The following is a 17,423-nucleotide window of genomic DNA, read 5'->3' as shown; positions in this document are numbered from 1 at the left end:
ATGTTTAATATTCATTAATTCGGATTACCAATATAGGTGTTTATTTCAATATTTATGTACTTAAAATATGAGTGTTGTATTATTTGTAGTTCTTTAGAAGTGTGCTTTTTTATTCTTTTACCTACTATTTTATTAGCTATTGTTTCATTAGGCAAACCATTTACGAAAACATTCTTCATATCTGTATAAATAGTTTTAATAGAATCACAAGCTAATATACTGTACTCAAAAGGTTGTTTTCGTTGTTGTCGAACACCTTCTTTAACAAATAGATGATCAACCCAAAGTAAGTCTTTATTTTCGTTGTAATAACTAACCAAAAGTTGAGGTACTGTTATTTCTTGTAAACCACTGTTAAAAATAGTTCCATTAATACTTTTTTCTTGTACTTCAATATCGCTTAAAACACTATTTTTATATAAATCAGATCCAGAAACATTTCCAGCAATATGTAAATTGAATTTGGTTGGTTGTTCTTCAAAAGCAATTGGCGTAAATTCATCAGGGTTAAAAGTTTTTGGAATAGAATCTTTGGTGTTAGACCAGGCAATACCTTCAAAATTAATTTTGAAAGAACTTGTTTCTTTTGGCATTAATTTATGTTTAACATGGTATTTCGCATCATAGGTTGCTAGTTGTTTATTAGCATCGTTATACAAGGTTCCTTTTAAAACAACATCAGCAGGAACATTGTCTATGTTTTGTATTTCTCCAATAATAGCGTAGTGCTGTTTAAATTTAATGAGTTTAGCAGATAGTACTTCTAAAACAGGTTGCTTTAATACATCTTCATGTAATGTTTGTTCAGTAGTAATACGTCTTCTACCTTGGTTAAAATAACTGGTAGTATTATTGGCATACAATTGATCAGGAGGTAAATCATTATTTAATTCTAATGGTTGTATATACCATTTACCTTTCTCTTTTATGAGATACTTGTATTCGTTCTTATTAATTTTTTCAAGAGGTGTAATCCAATCAGTGGCAACTTTTAAAGTAGCAGAACTATCTGTTTTATGAAGTATTGTAGTTACAATAGCGTTTAGCTTTGCATAACTACTTAATAAACCATCGGTAACAGAGGTTTCTAGCATAAATTGTGTAATAGTTACTTCGCTATTCGGATCTATTAAATTATAAGCTTTTTCAAACTCTTTAAAATCTAACGCGTCATAATATGCCATAATAGCATTTTCAGGACTTCTATGGGAATCATTTTTTACGTAAAATTCGTAAAAACCGTAGCCTAAAATAATTACCAAAATAATAACCCAAATATGAGTTACTTTTAAAAGCCCTTTAGAGAATTTTGTGTAGTTATTTTGGAATTTTAAAAACTCAGGAGCTTTCTTAAACCTAGATTTTAAAGTATTTACCCACAACATTTGTATGTTTAAAACAAAAGCAATAAGTACGGTTATAAAAGGCATTAATCCCCAAAGAATTTTTTGCCATTTATTTACGTCTTCTTTTGGTAAAATAGAAGAGAGGGGAGGTATGTTTAAACGCTCCCAAACCATAATTCCGTTTTCTAATTGTCGCAAGCGTTGCCATCCACAAAAGTATAGGATTGGATCGTAAAATTTATCATTAGAAAATATGTATTTTAAATTATATTTAGCAGGAGTTGTTAAAAATTGCTGTAAAGAACCAATACCTGCAACACCTTTAAATTTTGAGTTTTCTAAACGTTCAATAGGTCGTGTAGTTAGCTCTGGTAATCGTCTTGCAGAATGATAGTTTCCATCTACAGATAAACCATTGGTTAAAGTGCTTAACCAAGCCATTTGATCACCAAATCCTAAAGTTAAGAACCTCCACTTATCATGATCGTCTTGATTTAAGAAGTTAACAATGGGAAGCATTTTTATTTTTTGAGGTTGTGACGGTCTAAAGTATCCTAAACTCATTGTAAAAATAGCCATTAATACAAATAAACCTGCTAAAATGCCACCAATAATACGATGATATATTGCACCGAATTTAGCTTGAATCATTGTTTTTAAATCACCATTTACAAACCGAAAAGTAAATTCACCTAATAAAGGTAATGCCATAATAGATGCCCATAAAGTAAAGCGATCTAAAGTTAAAATATTAAAAGCGGTTTCTCCTAAAACCATTCTAGGAATTGGGGTTGTACCACCTGTACCTAAAACAACACAAATGGTAAAAGATAAACCAAAAAATAAATATCGCTTACTATAATATCTATAAAAAAAATAAGGTAAAAGAATTAATAATATCCCCCATGGTATAGTAAAAAAGACTAGCCCAGATGAGGTTATTTCTAAAAAGTTATCACGAGATCCATGCGGAATAGGTACTTGCGTAATTGGGTTTTTTTTAGAATTGATCCAATAAGGGAGTAAACAGCCTATAATAATAACTAAAGAGAGGCCTCCAAAACCAATCATACGTTTAAAGAGCTTTGCAAAATATTTTAAAAAAAGCCTAAATCGTACTGCTTTCATGGTTTTAACCTCCTCTTTACAAGCATCCATAATAACCAAACCAATTAAAGGGAAAATGAAAAAGATCATCCCAAATATTGGTGTTACATGGTGTGAGGTAACTGTTACTGAAATTAAAGAAAGCGAAGTAGCCAAGTACCAATATTTACCAGTTTTTAACCATAAATAAATTTCAGGTAAGGCATGCATTAATACGGAAATACCAATAATACTTGGTAATTGACCAAAAATATGCAGGGTTTCTATAAATGAAGAGGAAAATACAGCTAATACTGCTGCATAACCAGCAGACTTTCTATGTGCGGTTATTAACAATGAAAACCGATATACTCCTGTAATAAACAAAATAATAGCAATAAGTGCTACGGTAAACATTCCAAACTTTAAGCCACCAAAAAAAGACAATAAAGCTATTGATTGATGCACTAAAGGAGGATAACTCATTACTGTAAAACCTGTGTACCATTTGTAGTTCCATGGCTCAAACCAGCTATTGGCATAATGATCTGCAAAAAATAAATGAATTAAGGCATCATAGGTAGTTTCTAAAGTAAAAAAAATACTGCTTCCATGAAAAGCAATAGCTAACAGTATGGCAGTAATTAAATATTTATTAGAAGTTTCTTTCATAAAATAAAACACTTTTTTTCAATAATGTAAATATATATATATTAAATGATGGTTTATATTTTATTTAACAGAAGTAAACATCCGCTCGTCTAAACAAAACATCCCCTAAAGGGGGTAACTTACTTTTTAATAGTTAGTTGCGCTATTTTTGAAATGTAATTAAGCAATAAAAACTATCAATTATGAAAGTATTAGCAATAGATGATCAAAAATTAGTTTTAATCCCTTTAGAAAATAGATTAAAAAAACTAGGGTATGAAGTTATTACAGAATCTAATGCGTTAAAAGGAATAGCCTTGTATAATTCTTTTCAACCAGACTTAGTAATTGTAGATATTAACATGCCTCTAGTTTCTGGAATGGAAGTAGTAAAACATGTAAGAAAAGTGAAAAAATCTTCTACACCTATTATGATTTTGTCTGGGAATACTGATGATCAAATAATAACTGAAGGTTTTGAATTAGGTATTAATGATTATATGAAAAAACCTTTAAGTTTAAGTGAGGTTTGTGCTAGAGTAAAAAGGTTAATAGGGGTTCCGGAAACAACTAATAAAGCTGTGAAATATGATAGGGTAATTATACAACAAAGATGTGTTGGTGTAGTAATACCTTGTTATAACGAAGAGAAAAGATTGTTAAGTAAAGAGTTTACAAATTTTATTGATAAAAATTCAGGGTATCATTTATGTTTTGTAAACGACGGAAGTAAAGACAAAACTTTAGAAGTATTAAATAGGCTGAGAAAAGGAAGAGAAGACTTTATAACAGTATACAATTGTGAAAAGAATGGAGGAAAGGCTGAAGCCGTAAGACAAGGAATGTTATATATGGCTAAGCAAGAAGATTTAGATTATATCGGTTTTTTAGATGCAGATTTATCTACAGACCTAACAGATTTCGATGATTTAGTTTCAACCATAGAAAACTCTGAATATAAAATAGTAAGTGGCTCAAGAATGAGTAGGATGGGAGCAAATATTACAAAAGAATCAGCAAGAAAGATAATAAGTTTAACAATAAACTTTGTTATTAGAAAAATTCTTTCAATGGATTTTAATGATACACAGTGTGGAGCTAAAATTTTTAAGAAAGATATTATTGAAATCTCATTTGGAAAGAAATTTATAACACAATGGATATTTGATGTAGAAATTTTTAGAAGGATAACACTTCATTTTGGATTAAAGAGAGCAAAAGAAATATTATGTGAGCAACCATTAAAAAGATGGATTCATGCTGATGGTTCTAAATTATCTATGAAAGATTCAGTAAAAATAATAGGGCAATTAGGTAAAATAGCATGGTTTTATAATAAAACAAAAAGTAATAAGAATAATTCAGTTACAAAGACATCAATAAAACTGAATCAATCTTTATCTCAAGTATAAATATGAAGAAAGGAATAATCATAATTTTTAATAAAAGTGATATTAATATTTTAAAAACTTCTTTTTTAAAATCATTTATTAATCAAGGAATAAAAATATTATTAATTAACAATGGTAATCATCAAGCAATAATTGAACTTTTATGTGCATTGAAAGAATATTCAAAAAAAGACATTTCAATTTTAACTTTGAGAAAAGAGAAAAAAGCAATGTTAGCTGTAAAGGCAGGTGTACGTTTTTTATCAACAATAAATAATATTGGTTTAATTATACATACAAAACCAATGAGTATGTTAAATATCAGTTTTATAAATAAAATATTAAATATATCAGAAAAGGATTTATTTAATAAAAAAGAAGAAAGAGTATTACTAAGAAGAGTGTATTCGATTAACGAAATAATTAACTGTTAAAAAATAAATGTTATGATTACTCTAGACCAAACTTTTAAGAATGTTTTTTTAATAGAAGGAAAAGTACAAAATTATGATTGGGGTGGAAAAAAGTTTATCCCAAACTTAATTAGTAAAAAGAAAAGCATGGCTACCTATGCTGAGTATTGGTTAGGAGCGCATTTAAAAGCTCCTTCAACTATTAGAACTAAAAGAGGAAATTTTTCTTTAGATTTCTTTTTAAAACAAAAGCCAATTGAATTTTTAGGATTAAGAGTCGCAAATACTTTCGGTAAATTACCTTATTTATTTAAAGTGTTAGATGTAAATAAAATGCTATCTATACAAGTACACCCAACTAAAAAAGCAGCAGAAATAGGGTTTGATCTTGAAAATAAAAGAGGTGTTGCTTTAACAGCAAAAAACAGAAATTATAAAGATAGAAATCATAAGCCAGAAGTAATGGTAGCTTTAAGTGATTTCTGGTTGTTACACGGTTTCTTACAAAGAGGTAAATTGATAAGAAATTTAAAAGAAACAAGTGAATTAAACTTTTTGTTAGATACTTTTAAAGAAAATAATTATTTTGAGTTATATAAAATGGTTATGGAGTTTTCTCAAGAACGTGTAAATACAATTTTAAAACCATTGGCAGAAAGAATTTTACCAAAATTTTTAAATAATGAGTTAGAAAAAACATCTCCTGAGTATTGGGCAGCAAAAGCATTAGTTAATAAAAGTTCTAAAAACATTGATAGAGGAATATTTTCTATTTATTTTTTTAATATTGTAAACTTATCTAAAGGAGAAGCTGTTTTTCAAGACGCAGGTCTTCCTCATGCTTATTTAGAAGGGAAAAACATAGAGTTAATGGCTAATTCTGATAATGTATTAAGAGGAGGTTTAACAAGCAAGTACATTGATGTTGAAGAGCTTTTAAAGAATACAAAATTTGAAGAGACAATACCTAATGTTCTATATGGGGTTAAAAACTATGCAAATAATGAACTAGTTTATAGAACAAAAGCAAAGGATTTTAAACTAAGTAAAATTGAATTAGCAAAAGATTTAAAATACAAATCAAAATCAAAATCTGTAGAAATATTAATAATTTTAGAAGGATCAGCTACTGTAATACAAAACCTTAACCGTATAAATATAGATAAAGGACAATCAATTTTAATAAAAGCAAATACGAATTATAAAATAATCTCATCTAAAGGGGTAGAAATATACAAAGCAAGTGTGCCGGAACAAAAATAGTTTCAAAATTTCACTTAATATGAAATTTCATAGTTTTTTAAGAAAAAAATGTTTCTCCTCTATTTTTTTTAATACAAATATTGTTGTAAAATTATAGGTGTATTCCTTATAATAGGGTGTGTTAACTTGTGTTTAAAACTATATTAATACTTTATCTTAAAATAAATAAAAGAACTTAATTTAGTTTTATTGATATTAGTTTAAGCTAGCTGCTTTTGCAATTTATTAGATTAACAAATATGATTTGTAACTTTGTCGTTTAAAAATAGTAGATTATTATAAAATAAATAAAGTACTTATTTTATTAAGAGAGCTCTGATTACAACCTTGAATTATTTTTGTCTTGTAAACTGTAAGTATAAACTTTATATTTAGTTTATGCTTCTTAGTCTCACAATTTTATAAAAGCAAAATAATAAAAAAATATCATTTTTTTATTTGTTAAGGTTATATGCAGATGAAATATATAATTTTAATATATCTTATTTGGCTTGCCATTAATATTGGAGTAATAAAGTTTTAAATTCTTTACTCATCTATTATTTAGTTTATAAGTTTGTAACTTATTGATCTATCGCTATACTGAAAAAAAGGTGTATTAGTAGTGGGGGGAGAAAAGTAAGCATTTTTATTACAATTTTTATTTCAAAAGTAGTAAATTATTCAATCACCTTTTTTACGCTACCACATTTAAGCATGGCATCACCAAAATATGGATTTAGTACTTTTTCTTCCTTACTTAACCAATAGGCTCCTTTATCACTATTTGCCATCGGACAAAATTGACTATAGACTTTCTCGTTTATTCCAAAAGTTTCAATAGCACTTATTAAGTATAACGATAAATGGTTAAAGTGACTTCTTTGTTCTTTTATATCGGCGGCTTTAAAAATTGAACTAAGTGCTGCTTTAATTTCTTTATCAAAAAACATCCATTTTAAATGTGTATCGTTTGTTTTCAATAATTTCATATCAACCTTGGTTAGATTAGCTATCGTCTTTTTTGTAGCTTCAGTAGCAGTAGTAACATTCTCTTTAATTAAAGCGTCTTTTAGTTCGATATAATTATTAAAAACAACTTTTAATTGTTCTTGAAATTCAACAGCAACTTTAAGTCGCACCTTTTTTGTGGTATTTAACGGTGCTGTTTTATGATGCTTTTCATGGTCAGTAGCTTTTTTATTCATCATCGATTTTTTGCCTTGTAACTGCGCAGAAGCGTCAACAGTAAAAGTACCATTGGTTACAATTTCGTCACCATGTACAAGTCCGTCAATAACCTCATATTTTTCGCCTAATTGTTTACCAATTGTAATTTCTTTCATTTCAAAAATTGGTTTATTAGGATTTGTTTTTAAATAGGCAACAGAGCGTTCTCCTGTCCATAATACTGCCGATGTAGGAATCATTAAAAGTTGTTTCTTTTTAGAGGTTGCACTCTTAATATTTCCTTCAACAAACATTCCTGTTTTAAACTCTCGATTTTTGTTATTTAAAACTACTCGAAGTTTAACTGTTCTTGTCCTAGCGTTTAATGTAGGGTCTATAAAAGCTACTTTATTTTTATTCTTTTTATTTGGATAAGCATTGGTGGTAACCGTAATATCTTGCCCTTTTTTAAATAACGAGATTTCATTCTCATACACATCAAATAAAGCCCAAACGGTATTTAAGTTTGTTATTTTTAATAAAGCTTGCCCTTGTTTAACATAGTCGCCTTGTGCTACTAGTTTTTCAGACACAGTACCTGAAGCGTTTGCATATATAGGAAGATTCTTTGCTACTTTTTGCGATGTTTCAATTTGATTAATTTGATTTTCAGAAATTTTCCAAAGTTTTAATTTATTACGCACAGCTTTATACAATTCAGGTTGTGATTCTTTTAGTGTTGAAGCTGTTATTAACTCTTGTTGGGCTGCAAATAATTCAGGTGAATAAATAGTAGCTAATAGTTGTCCTTTTTTTACTTCTTCTCCTATTGAGCTAATATTTAAACGTTCTATTCTTCCTGAAAAATAACTCGCTTGTATTACGTTTGCATCTTCATTTTCGCTAATCTTTCCTGTTAACTTATAGGTAGCGACTTCATTAGAATTATTACCAACAACTGATGTTTGAATATTTGCCAATGCCATAGCGTTTTTAGTTAATTTAAACGCATCAGCATTTAAACCTTCGGCACTTTTTTCAGCAGGAATTAAATCCATACCACAAATAGGACAGTCGCCAGCTTCAGGCTTCATAATTTGTGGATGCATAGAGCAGGTCCACTGTTGATTAATGCCTTTCTTTAATTCTGAATTTTGTTCGGTTTTATCATTAGAGGAACCGCCAAAAAGCAGCCATCCTAAAAGTAACCCAAAGGCTAAAATTGTACTATAAATTAAATACTTCTTCATTTTAAAATATATTTAAGAGCATTAATAAAGTCATTACAATCATAATTGTATTTTCTATAAATGTTGCTTCTGTCATCGGCAACTTTAAAGCGGTTCCTAAACAAGCACATTGTATTGATTTTTTATCTAATAATGTTTTTGTTACTCCAATTGTTGTTATTCCTAGCACAACAAGCGTAATGATTAAGGCGATGTTTACTTCAAATCGCATCAAGAGCATTAAACCTAAAGCTGTTTCAATAAAAGGATAAATCCATCCATAAATAGGAATGCGTTTTGCTAAAGGATCATACATTTTAAAAGATTCTGGAAATCCTTTTAAATCTAACATTTTAAAAAAGCTAAATACAATGTAAAATAAACCCATAAAATCGAGCATAAATTCACTCCAGCTCCAATTTTTATAATGTAATAATACACTAGCAACGGTTATATAAAACAAGATAAGTAACAGTGGTTTTAGTTGTTGAAGTTTCGTTTTTTCTCCTTCAGTTGTAAAGCTTGAAGGTTGAGAAGAAACTAAGGTTTTTTTATCTGCTTTCATAGAAATAGCATATTTAGAAGGCAATGCTTTTTGCAATTCGTCTAAAGCTATATGACTACTCATACTAACATCTACTTCTCCTTTTTCAAGATTAACAACAGCTGATGTTACTTTTTCTAAAGCGCTTAAATTTTTTTCAACAGACGCTTTGCAGCCGTCACAAGTCATTTTAGATACTTTATATGTGTGCTTCATTTTTATTAATTTTAAAATTCAATATAAACTATAGGTAAAATCTAGCAACATTATGTTTAATACGATGTTGCTAGAGATAATATTAATTAATGCTTGTGCTCGTTAGCATTATGTTCTTCTTTTTTTACGTAATCCATTCCGCATTTAGGGCATTCACCTTCCATTTCGCTTCCGCTACCTTCACAATGCATCGGGCAAACATACGCAGATGTATGTTCTTTTCCTTTCTTTGCTACTTCTTCGGTTTCGTTAGTTTTAGTTTCTTTTTTTGCGTCTTTACAAGATACAGTTGTTAGCATAATACCTAATACGAATACTCCTAAAATTGTTTTTATTGTTTTCATTTTAAATTGATTTTATAGTTAATAAATAATAGAATTTTAATTGGTTAAATAGTTAATAATAGTAGTTTGTAAATAATATTTTTTGATAGATGTTATTTGATTCATTTGAAACTTTAATTGTAATTCTTGAATGTCTAAAACATCTTTAAAATTAATTGTTCCCGTTTCGTAGCTTCTTACTAAAATCGTTTCAGCATTTTTAGCTTGTTTTAAGTTTTTAGTTTGTGTTTTATGACTAATTCTTGCAGAGATTCTATCCTTTAAAGCTTTGTCTAAAATTGTTTCTAAACTATTGAACCGTTCTTGTTTTTGAGTCGCTACTTCTTGTTGTTGCAGCTTATTTTGCTTGCTTTTTGATTTGTATTTCTTGTTGAAAATCGGAATAGAAATAGAAACCATTGGCATAATAATATCTTTTCCGTTATCATTAAAGTTCATTTCCGAGCGCTTTTCAACATTTATATAATCCAAACCAAAACCAATCATCGGACTGCTTTCTTTTTGATTCAGTAATTCCGATTTTTCTATAGATTGATACAACTTATCATACTTTAATAACTCAGGATGTAATGCTAAATTATCAGAATCTATTTCAAAATCTTCAGAAGGGAAATTCAATTTATTTATAACATTAATTTTAATCGCTTTATCCTGATTTAATAGTTTATTAAATTTAGTTTGTTCAGCCAAAAATTGTTGATCTAAGATTTCTAATAATTGTTGCATTTCATTCTGACGCATTTGCAATCGCAATACATCAACCACAGATGCTTTACCAACTTCAACAGATGTTAAAGCTAATGTTTCGTAGGTTTTAAGCAGTTTAATGTTTTCAATTAAAATTGACTGTTTTGCCTTATTTGCGTATAAAGTATAATAGGATTGCGAAACCGAAGAAATTAGTCTTCTTTTAGCTATTACAATATCTTCAAATTTAACATCAGCCAAAGTACTTACATAATTTTCTCTTACTGTAATGCTTCCAAACCAAGGTAACATTTGTTTTGCAGAAATCTTAAAACGTTGTGCTCCTGTTCTTGTTTCTGGCTCACTTATAAAATAACCAACACCAAACTCAGTATTAGGTATTGTATTTACTTCATTTACTTTTTCGGAAGCAATAGAATATTGCAATTCAAACTTTCTAATTTCTGGATTATTATCTAAAGCTTTATTGATATAAGTTTCTAATTCTTGACTTTGAGTGTTTAGAACAAAGAAAAAAGAACCAAGAAGTAAGACAGTTTTGTATATAATGGATATATTTTTCATGGTATATTTTTAATCTATTTTAGAAACTCTTTTTTTCTTTAATCTCTTTAATTTTAGTTCTTCTCTCCAGCTATATAAAACAGGAACAATAAAATACGAGGTAACATCAATTACCATTCCTCCAAAAATAGGAATTGCCATAGGTATCATAATATCACTTCCTTTTCCTGTGGATGTTAATACAGGTAATAATGCCAAAATGGTAGTTACGGTAGTCATTAAACACGGACGAATACGTTTTTCGGCAGCATGCAAAGCAGCAATTCTAATACTTTTTTTATCAGCAGGTTTCTCACGCTGAAAAGTTTGTGTTAGATAGGTTGCCATCACCACACCATCATCTGTAGCAATACCAAATAAAGCAATAAAACCTACCCAAACAGCCACACTTAAATTAATGGTTTTCATATTGAAAAGCTCCCGCATATTCTCGCCAAAGAGATTAAAATTAAAAAACCAATCTTGGCCATATAACCAAATCATAATAAAACCACCTGCAAAAGCAACGGTAATTCCTGTAAACACCATTAATGATGTGGTTACAGATTTAAACTGAAAATAGAGGATTAAAAAGATAATGGCTAATGCTAATGGAACCACCACAGATAATGTTTTCTCTGCCCGTAACTGATTCTCATAAGTTCCTGTAAATTTATAACTGATCCCTTTTGGAACCGTTAATTCTCCTGAGTCGATTTTTTGTTGAAATAGAGCTTGTGCATTTTCAACAACAGCTACTTCTGCAAAACCATCTATTTTATCAAACAAAACATAACCGACTAAAAAAGTATCTTCACTTTTAATAACTTGCGGGCCTTGCTCATAACGAATCGTAGCCAATTCGCTTAAAGGAAACGGATTACCTTTTTCTACAGGAATATAAATATCTTTTATATTTTCGGGATTACCACGTAGCTCTCTAGGGTAGCGAACACGAACTGCATAACGCTCTCTGCCTTCAACTGTTTGTGTTAAAGCCATACCACCAATGGCAACTTTTAAGACGCTTTGTACATCTTCAATAGAAATTCCGTAACGCGCTATTTTTTCTCTGTTGATATCAATTAATAAATAAGGTTTACCAACAATTCTATCTGCAAAAACAGCTTCCACTTTAACACCTTCAGATTGTTTTAAAAGACTTTCTAGCTGCAAGCCAAAAGCTTCAATTTGCTTTAAATCTTGTCCTTTTACTTTAATTCCCATAGGTGCTCGCATACCAGTTTGTAGCATGACTAATCGCGTTTCTATAGGTTGTAGTTTAGGCGCAGAAGTAACTCCTGGTAATTGGGTAACTCTTACAATTTCATTCCAAATATCATCTGGATTCTTAATTTCTGGTCGCCAATTACGATAGTATTCTCCATTAGTATCTTCGATAAGTTGATCGTTTGTCACATTGAGTGCAGTCGAGATATTTGTCGCTTTCTTCTCGACTGCGATCGAACTGATAGCTAGATTTTTATTATGAACTAATTTCCCGTCTTTCAATTCAAAAAAACCATCATTATTTACTTTATAACGCTGTCTTTTTCCTTTGGCATTTCGCATGTATTCTGATTTATACTGAATCACGTTTTCATACATCGATAAAGGAGCCGGATCTAAAGCAGATGCTGTTCTACCTGCTTTTCCTACTACAGTTTTAATTTCTGGAATGGTAGCAACAGCCATGTCTAATTGTTGCAATACACGTTTATTTTCTTCTACACCAGAATGAGGTAAAGAAGTAGGCATCAGTAAAAAAGAACCTTCATTTAAAGAAGGCATAAATTCTTTACCTGTATTATTCATTATCCAAGCTCCTGAAATAAGAACGGTTGTTGGAATGATTAAAAAAAGTAGTTTGTTAGCTAAAGCCCACCTTAATATTTGTTCGTAATAGATTCTTAAAACAGAAAATACGCCTAAAATTCCGAAGCAAATAATAGCAACAAAGACTAGGTTAATTAAAATGCTACGATTAAAACCTAAAGGTCTCCAATATGCTGCAAGCAGAAACACAATAGCAGCCGAAGAAATTATGATGTTTGTAAGGTTAACTTTTTTTGTATCTAATTTTCTTAGAACACCAAGTAAACCTATGACTCCGAAAGCAATTACAGCAATACCTAGCCAATTACCACTTATAATAACTACAAGTCCTGCAATAATTAATGCTCCATTTATAATATGTTTAAACGAATTTTTAAGTGTTGTTTTTCTGAATAAATACGCTGCAAATGGCGGAATCAAAAACAAAGCAATTACTAAAGAAGCTGCTAAAGCCATTGTTTTTGTAAAAGCTAAAGGTCTAAAAAGTTTTCCTTCGGCACCAATCATTGTAAATACTGGTACAAAACTTATAATGGTTGTTAAAACAGCAGTTAAGATAGCGCCTGAAACTTCTGATGTAGCATTATAAGCTACTTCGTTTATTGTATATGTTGTACCGTCTTTACGAAGACATAATTTTTTATCGTCGAGATGACGAATCATATTTTCGGCAAGTATGACGCCGACATCTACCATCGTTCCAATAGCAATTGCAATACCTGATAATGCCACAATATTAGCATCAACATTAAATAGTTTCATGGTAATAAAAACCATTAAAATAGCAACAGGCAATAATCCAGAAATTAATAAAGAGGCTCTTAAATTAAAAACCATCACAATAATTACTAAAATGGTAATCAATATTTCTAATATTAAAGCTTCGTTAAGGGTATCTAAGGTTTCTTCAATAAGTTCAGTTCGGTCGTAAAAAGGAACTACTGTTAATTGAGAGGTGCGTCCGTCTGCCAATACTTTAGTAGGCAAACCACCTTTAAGTTCTGTAATTTTTTCTTTTACATTGGTAATTACTTCCATCGGATTAGCTCCGTATCTAGCTACTACAACACCTCCAACAACTTCTGCACCTTCTTTATCTAATAAACCTCTTCTTGTTGCTGGACCTAAAGAGACTTTAGCAATGTCTTTAATTTTAATAGCGGTATATTCTTCGGATGTTACCACTGCATTTTCTATATCTTCAACGGATTTTACGTATCCTAAACCGCGAACTAAATATTCTACTTTATTGATTTCTAAAGTCTGTGCGCCAATATCTTGATTGCTACTTTTAACAGCTTTTACAACTTGATTTAAGCCAATATTGTATTGACGCATTAATTCTGGGTTTACATCAATTTGGTATTCCTGAACATAGCCTCCAATAGAAGCAACTTCTGAAACACCAATTGCAGATGATAAGGCATATTTAACATAGTAATCTTGTATACTTCTAAGTTCGTGTAAATCCCAACCACCGGTAACATTACCTTTTTCATCACGACCTTCTAGCGTATACCAATAAATCTGACCTAGTCCTGTGGCATCAGGTCCTAATGCAGGGTTTACGCCATCTGGTAATAAATTATTTGGTAGTGAATTTAGTTTTTCTAAAATTCGACTGCGGCTCCAGTAAAACTCAATGTCTTCTTCAAAAATAATATAGATACTCGAGAAGCCAAACATAGACGAGCTACGAATGGTTTTTACGCCAGGAATACCGAGTAGGGAAGTGGTTAAAGGGTAGGTAATTTGATCTTCAATATCTTGAGGAGATCGACCATCCCATTTGGTAAATACAATTTGTTGATTTTCACCAATATCAGGAATCGCATCTACAGCAACAGGATTACTTGGTAAAAAACTAATATTCCAATTAAACGGTGCGTTTACAGTCCCCCAACCTATAAAAAGAATTAGTAATAATACTGCTACGAGTTTATTTTCTATTAGAAACTTAATGCTTTTATTTAGCATACACTTAATATTTAAAACAATTAGATAATGGTATTTATAAGAATACCGAATACAAGAAATTATCCTAATGATAAAATCATAGGACAATGCAGTTTATTGTTTTAAAAATTAAATTAAGTACGTCTCGTCTAATTTAAATAACTCTTTTGTGACGAGTGGTGGTTTGTATGTTTTAAAAGGAGAAATGTTATTATTAAACCCTTTAAAAAGGTTAATGTATGTATATAAAAAAGAAGTAATAAATTGCTGTTGCTCAAAGCTAAGAGAGTTAAAAGATGCTTGTAAGTTATCTTTACCTTCAAAAGCAATTTGTTTATCGTTACAACAATTTTTCTTTGTAATAGAGCATTCTTTAATAGGTGCTTTTTGCATTTTCATTCCGCATGTTTTTGCTTTGCGAAATAATGCAGTATCGACTAAAGTATCGCCACAAAAGTGCATATCTATAATAAACGACATTGTAGATAGTAAGACTACCAAAGCCATTAAAAAAGATATTGTTTTATGGAGAATTTTTTTCATATGAATAACAAAGATACTAAACGTTTAGTAAATAGTATATTAATAAAAATGTAAAGGTAAATAGTGAAAAAATATAGTTGTTATTTCCCGATACAGAAGTTACCAAATATATGCCCTAAAATATCTTTGTCGACATCATACTCACCTGTTATGTTACCTAAATGACGCAAGCATTCACGAATATCTATAGAAAATAAATCGGTAGAAATTTCTAAATCGATTCCTTGTTGCACAGAAGTAATAGCGGTTAAAGCATTATTTAAAGCTTCGAAATGACGAGAGTTGGTAACAATAGTTTCATTATTACTCAAGGCACCTGTATTAACTAAAGAAGTTAATTCGGCTTTTAATTCATCGATACCTGTTTTTTGTTTTGCAGAAAGTAAAATTAGGTTTTCAATTTCTGATTTTAGAACAGCAGAATCATGACAAGACAAGGTGTCAATTTTATTAGCAATTACTAATAAACGTTTGTTAGGAAAACGTTTTTGTATCGTTTCTATTTCTTGTAAAAATTCTTCACTAGAATAAGAAAATTTATTAGAATCGATTAAAAAGATAATTAATTGTGCATTTTCTGCTTTTTCGTATGCTTTTTTAATTCCTATATTTTCAACAATATCTTCAGTTTCTCTAATTCCTGCAGTATCTATAAAACGAAAAGCAACACCGTCTATAATTAATTCGTCTTCAATAGCATCACGCGTAGTACCAGCAATATCAGATACAATGGCTTTTTCTTCGTTTAAAAGTGTGTTTAGTAAAGTTGATTTACCAACATTTGGTTCTCCTATAATTGCTACGGGAATTCCGTTTTTCATAGCATTTCCAAAAGCAAAAGAATCGATTAATCGCTTTAAAACAAAAGTGATTTTAGCAACTAATTGCTTAAATTTGGTTCTATCAGCAAATTCAACATCTTCACCAGAAAAATCTAATTCTAGTTCTATTAAAGCAGCAAAATCTAATAATTGTACACGTAGTTCTTTTAATTCATTGGTAATTCCGCCACGCATTTGTTGAATAGCCATTTGATGACTTGCTGCAGAGTTTGATGCAATTACATCTGCTACAGCTTCCGCTTGCGATAAATCCATTTTTCCGTTTAAGAAAGCACGCATTGTAAACTCACCATTATCTGCCATTCTACAGCCATTTTTTAAAAATAACTGAATGATTTCTTGCTGAATAAAAACAGATCCGTGGCACGAAATTTCTACTACATTTTCACCAGTATAAGAACGTGGGTTTTTAAAAACAGAGACTAAAACTTCATCTAAGACAGTTGTATTATTAACAATGTGGCCTAAATGAATGGTATGTGTTTTCTGATTCAATAATGACTTTTTATTGGTTACAGATTTAAAAAAACTATCGACAATAGTAATAGCATTTTCTCCTGATAGTCTAATAACAGCAATAGCTCCAACACCAGATGGAGTTGCCATAGCAATAATTGTATCGTTTTGAATCATATTACAAAATTACCGATTAACAATTAAAATATATCATTTATTGGAGAGGATTTTTTTTCCTATAACGTCTAAGGGGAAAATCCCCTATTTTGGTTTTTAGTTTTATAAGAATAAAAATATACATTACTTTTGATACAACTATTTTAAGAACATAAAAATGGTAAGCCTCTAAGAATAATACTATCCCTAAATAGTTTTTTATTCTTTCCTCTAAAAACTTAGTAATGTATAATAGCGCAATTTATTGTGTTATATGTAGTATACATAACCCTTTATTGTATTTCCCTTTATTCCCAATTGTAGAAATTAACTTGGTAATTCAACTTCCAGGGTTAAAATTTTAGATTATTAAAAATAAAAATTATTGGAAAAATTATTGCTTTTTTATGTATCTGTGTATGTTTTTTTTTAATTAATGTACAAGATTCAAATTCTTCAGAGCTTAAGGTTAAAAATTGTAAAACTGAACTTAAAGCTAAAAATAATAGAAGCACATACAGATAGTAGAGGTAGTGATAGATATAATGAAGTATTATCTGATAAACGCGCAAAAGCAGCAAGAGATCATATTATTTCGTGAGCCATTACTTCTAATAGAATACAAAGCGCTATTGGTTACGGAGAAAAAAATATAGTTAATAAATGTAAAAATGACATAACTTGTACAGAAGAGGAACATCAGAAGATTATGCGCTCGAAGTTTATCATATTAAACAACTCTAAATAAAAA

12 protein-coding genes are annotated in these 17,423 nt (G+C 29.8%); 4 read left to right on the top strand and 8 right to left on the bottom strand.

The genetic code is table 11. The features are described 5' to 3' along the window. Nucleotides 1-14: 14 nt before the first annotated feature. Nucleotides 15-3,104, bottom strand: coding sequence for a hypothetical protein (locus RRF68_RS03515; RefSeq protein ID WP_315945026.1), 3,090 nt, complete (start codon nucleotides 3,102-3,104; stop codon nucleotides 15-17). Nucleotides 3,105-3,286: 182 nt separating this feature from the next. Here RRF68_RS03515 and RRF68_RS03510 point away from each other — a divergent pair, with 182 nt between their 5' ends. Genes RRF68_RS03510 through manA form a run of 3 tightly spaced genes read left to right on the top strand, consistent with a single transcriptional unit; the run spans nucleotide 3,287 to nucleotide 6,150 of the window. Then, entirely contained in the window at nucleotides 3,287-4,495 is a 1,209-nt protein-coding gene (locus RRF68_RS03510) for a response regulator (RefSeq protein ID WP_218772395.1), read from the top strand. Between the two features lie 2 nt (nucleotides 4,496-4,497). Next, nucleotides 4,498-4,908 carry a hypothetical protein gene (locus tag RRF68_RS03505; RefSeq protein ID WP_218772396.1) on the top strand — a complete coding sequence of 137 codons (411 nt, stop codon included), beginning with the start codon at nucleotides 4,498-4,500 and terminating at the stop codon, nucleotides 4,906-4,908. A 12-nt stretch (nucleotides 4,909-4,920) separates the two neighbouring features. Next, on the top strand, nucleotides 4,921-6,150 hold the full coding sequence (gene manA / locus RRF68_RS03500; RefSeq protein ID WP_315945025.1) for a mannose-6-phosphate isomerase, class I: 1,230 nt from the start codon (nucleotides 4,921-4,923) through the stop codon (nucleotides 6,148-6,150). A 659-nt stretch (nucleotides 6,151-6,809) separates the two neighbouring features. On the opposite strand, the gene RRF68_RS03495 is transcribed toward manA, so the two are convergent. The 7 genes from RRF68_RS03495 to mnmE all read right to left on the bottom strand — a co-directional run bounded on the left by RRF68_RS03495 (nucleotide 6,810) and on the right by mnmE (nucleotide 16,693). Further along, the gene (locus RRF68_RS03495; RefSeq protein WP_315945024.1) at nucleotides 6,810-8,549 is read right to left on the bottom strand and encodes an efflux RND transporter periplasmic adaptor subunit; all 1,740 of its coding nucleotides are present in this window, start codon (nucleotides 8,547-8,549) and stop codon (nucleotides 6,810-6,812) included. Nucleotide 8,550: 1 nt separating this feature from the next. Continuing rightward, nucleotides 8,551-9,288: a heavy-metal-associated domain-containing protein gene (locus tag RRF68_RS03490; RefSeq protein WP_315945023.1), complete on the bottom strand. Its 738-nt coding sequence runs from the start codon at nucleotides 9,286-9,288 to the stop codon at nucleotides 8,551-8,553. A gap of 86 nt (nucleotides 9,289-9,374) precedes the next feature. Next, nucleotides 9,375-9,632 carry a heavy metal-binding domain-containing protein gene (locus tag RRF68_RS03485; protein ID WP_275316269.1) on the bottom strand — a complete coding sequence of 86 codons (258 nt, stop codon included), beginning with the start codon at nucleotides 9,630-9,632 and terminating at the stop codon, nucleotides 9,375-9,377. 36 nt (nucleotides 9,633-9,668) lie between these two features. After that, on the bottom strand, nucleotides 9,669-10,904 hold the full coding sequence (locus RRF68_RS03480) for a TolC family protein (RefSeq protein ID WP_315945022.1): 1,236 nt from the start codon (nucleotides 10,902-10,904) through the stop codon (nucleotides 9,669-9,671). 9 nt (nucleotides 10,905-10,913) lie between these two features. After that, nucleotides 10,914-14,696, bottom strand: coding sequence for an efflux RND transporter permease subunit (locus tag RRF68_RS03475; RefSeq protein WP_315945021.1), 3,783 nt, complete (start codon nucleotides 14,694-14,696; stop codon nucleotides 10,914-10,916). A 108-nt stretch (nucleotides 14,697-14,804) separates the two neighbouring features. Next, nucleotides 14,805-15,218, bottom strand: a complete 414-nt coding sequence (locus RRF68_RS03470) for an HYC_CC_PP family protein (protein WP_315945020.1) — start codon at nucleotides 15,216-15,218, stop codon at nucleotides 14,805-14,807. 80 nt (nucleotides 15,219-15,298) lie between these two features. After that, on the bottom strand, nucleotides 15,299-16,693 hold the full coding sequence (mnmE, locus tag RRF68_RS03465) for a tRNA uridine-5-carboxymethylaminomethyl(34) synthesis GTPase MnmE (protein ID WP_315945019.1): 1,395 nt from the start codon (nucleotides 16,691-16,693) through the stop codon (nucleotides 15,299-15,301). A gap of 415 nt (nucleotides 16,694-17,108) precedes the next feature. On the opposite strand from mnmE, the gene RRF68_RS03460 reads away from it, so the two are divergent. Beyond that, complete coding sequence (locus RRF68_RS03460; RefSeq protein WP_315945018.1) at nucleotides 17,109-17,273, top strand: OmpA family protein; 165 nt, start codon at nucleotides 17,109-17,111, stop codon at nucleotides 17,271-17,273. Nucleotides 17,274-17,423 lie beyond the last annotated feature (150 nt).

It is taken from the genome of Tenacibaculum sp. HL-MS23 (genome assembly GCF_032463465.1).
GTDB lineage: Bacteria > Bacteroidota > Bacteroidia > Flavobacteriales > Flavobacteriaceae > Polaribacter > Polaribacter bernardetii.
The sequence above is the reverse complement of the archived record's forward strand: the minus strand, read 5'-3'. Positions and strand labels throughout refer to the sequence as shown.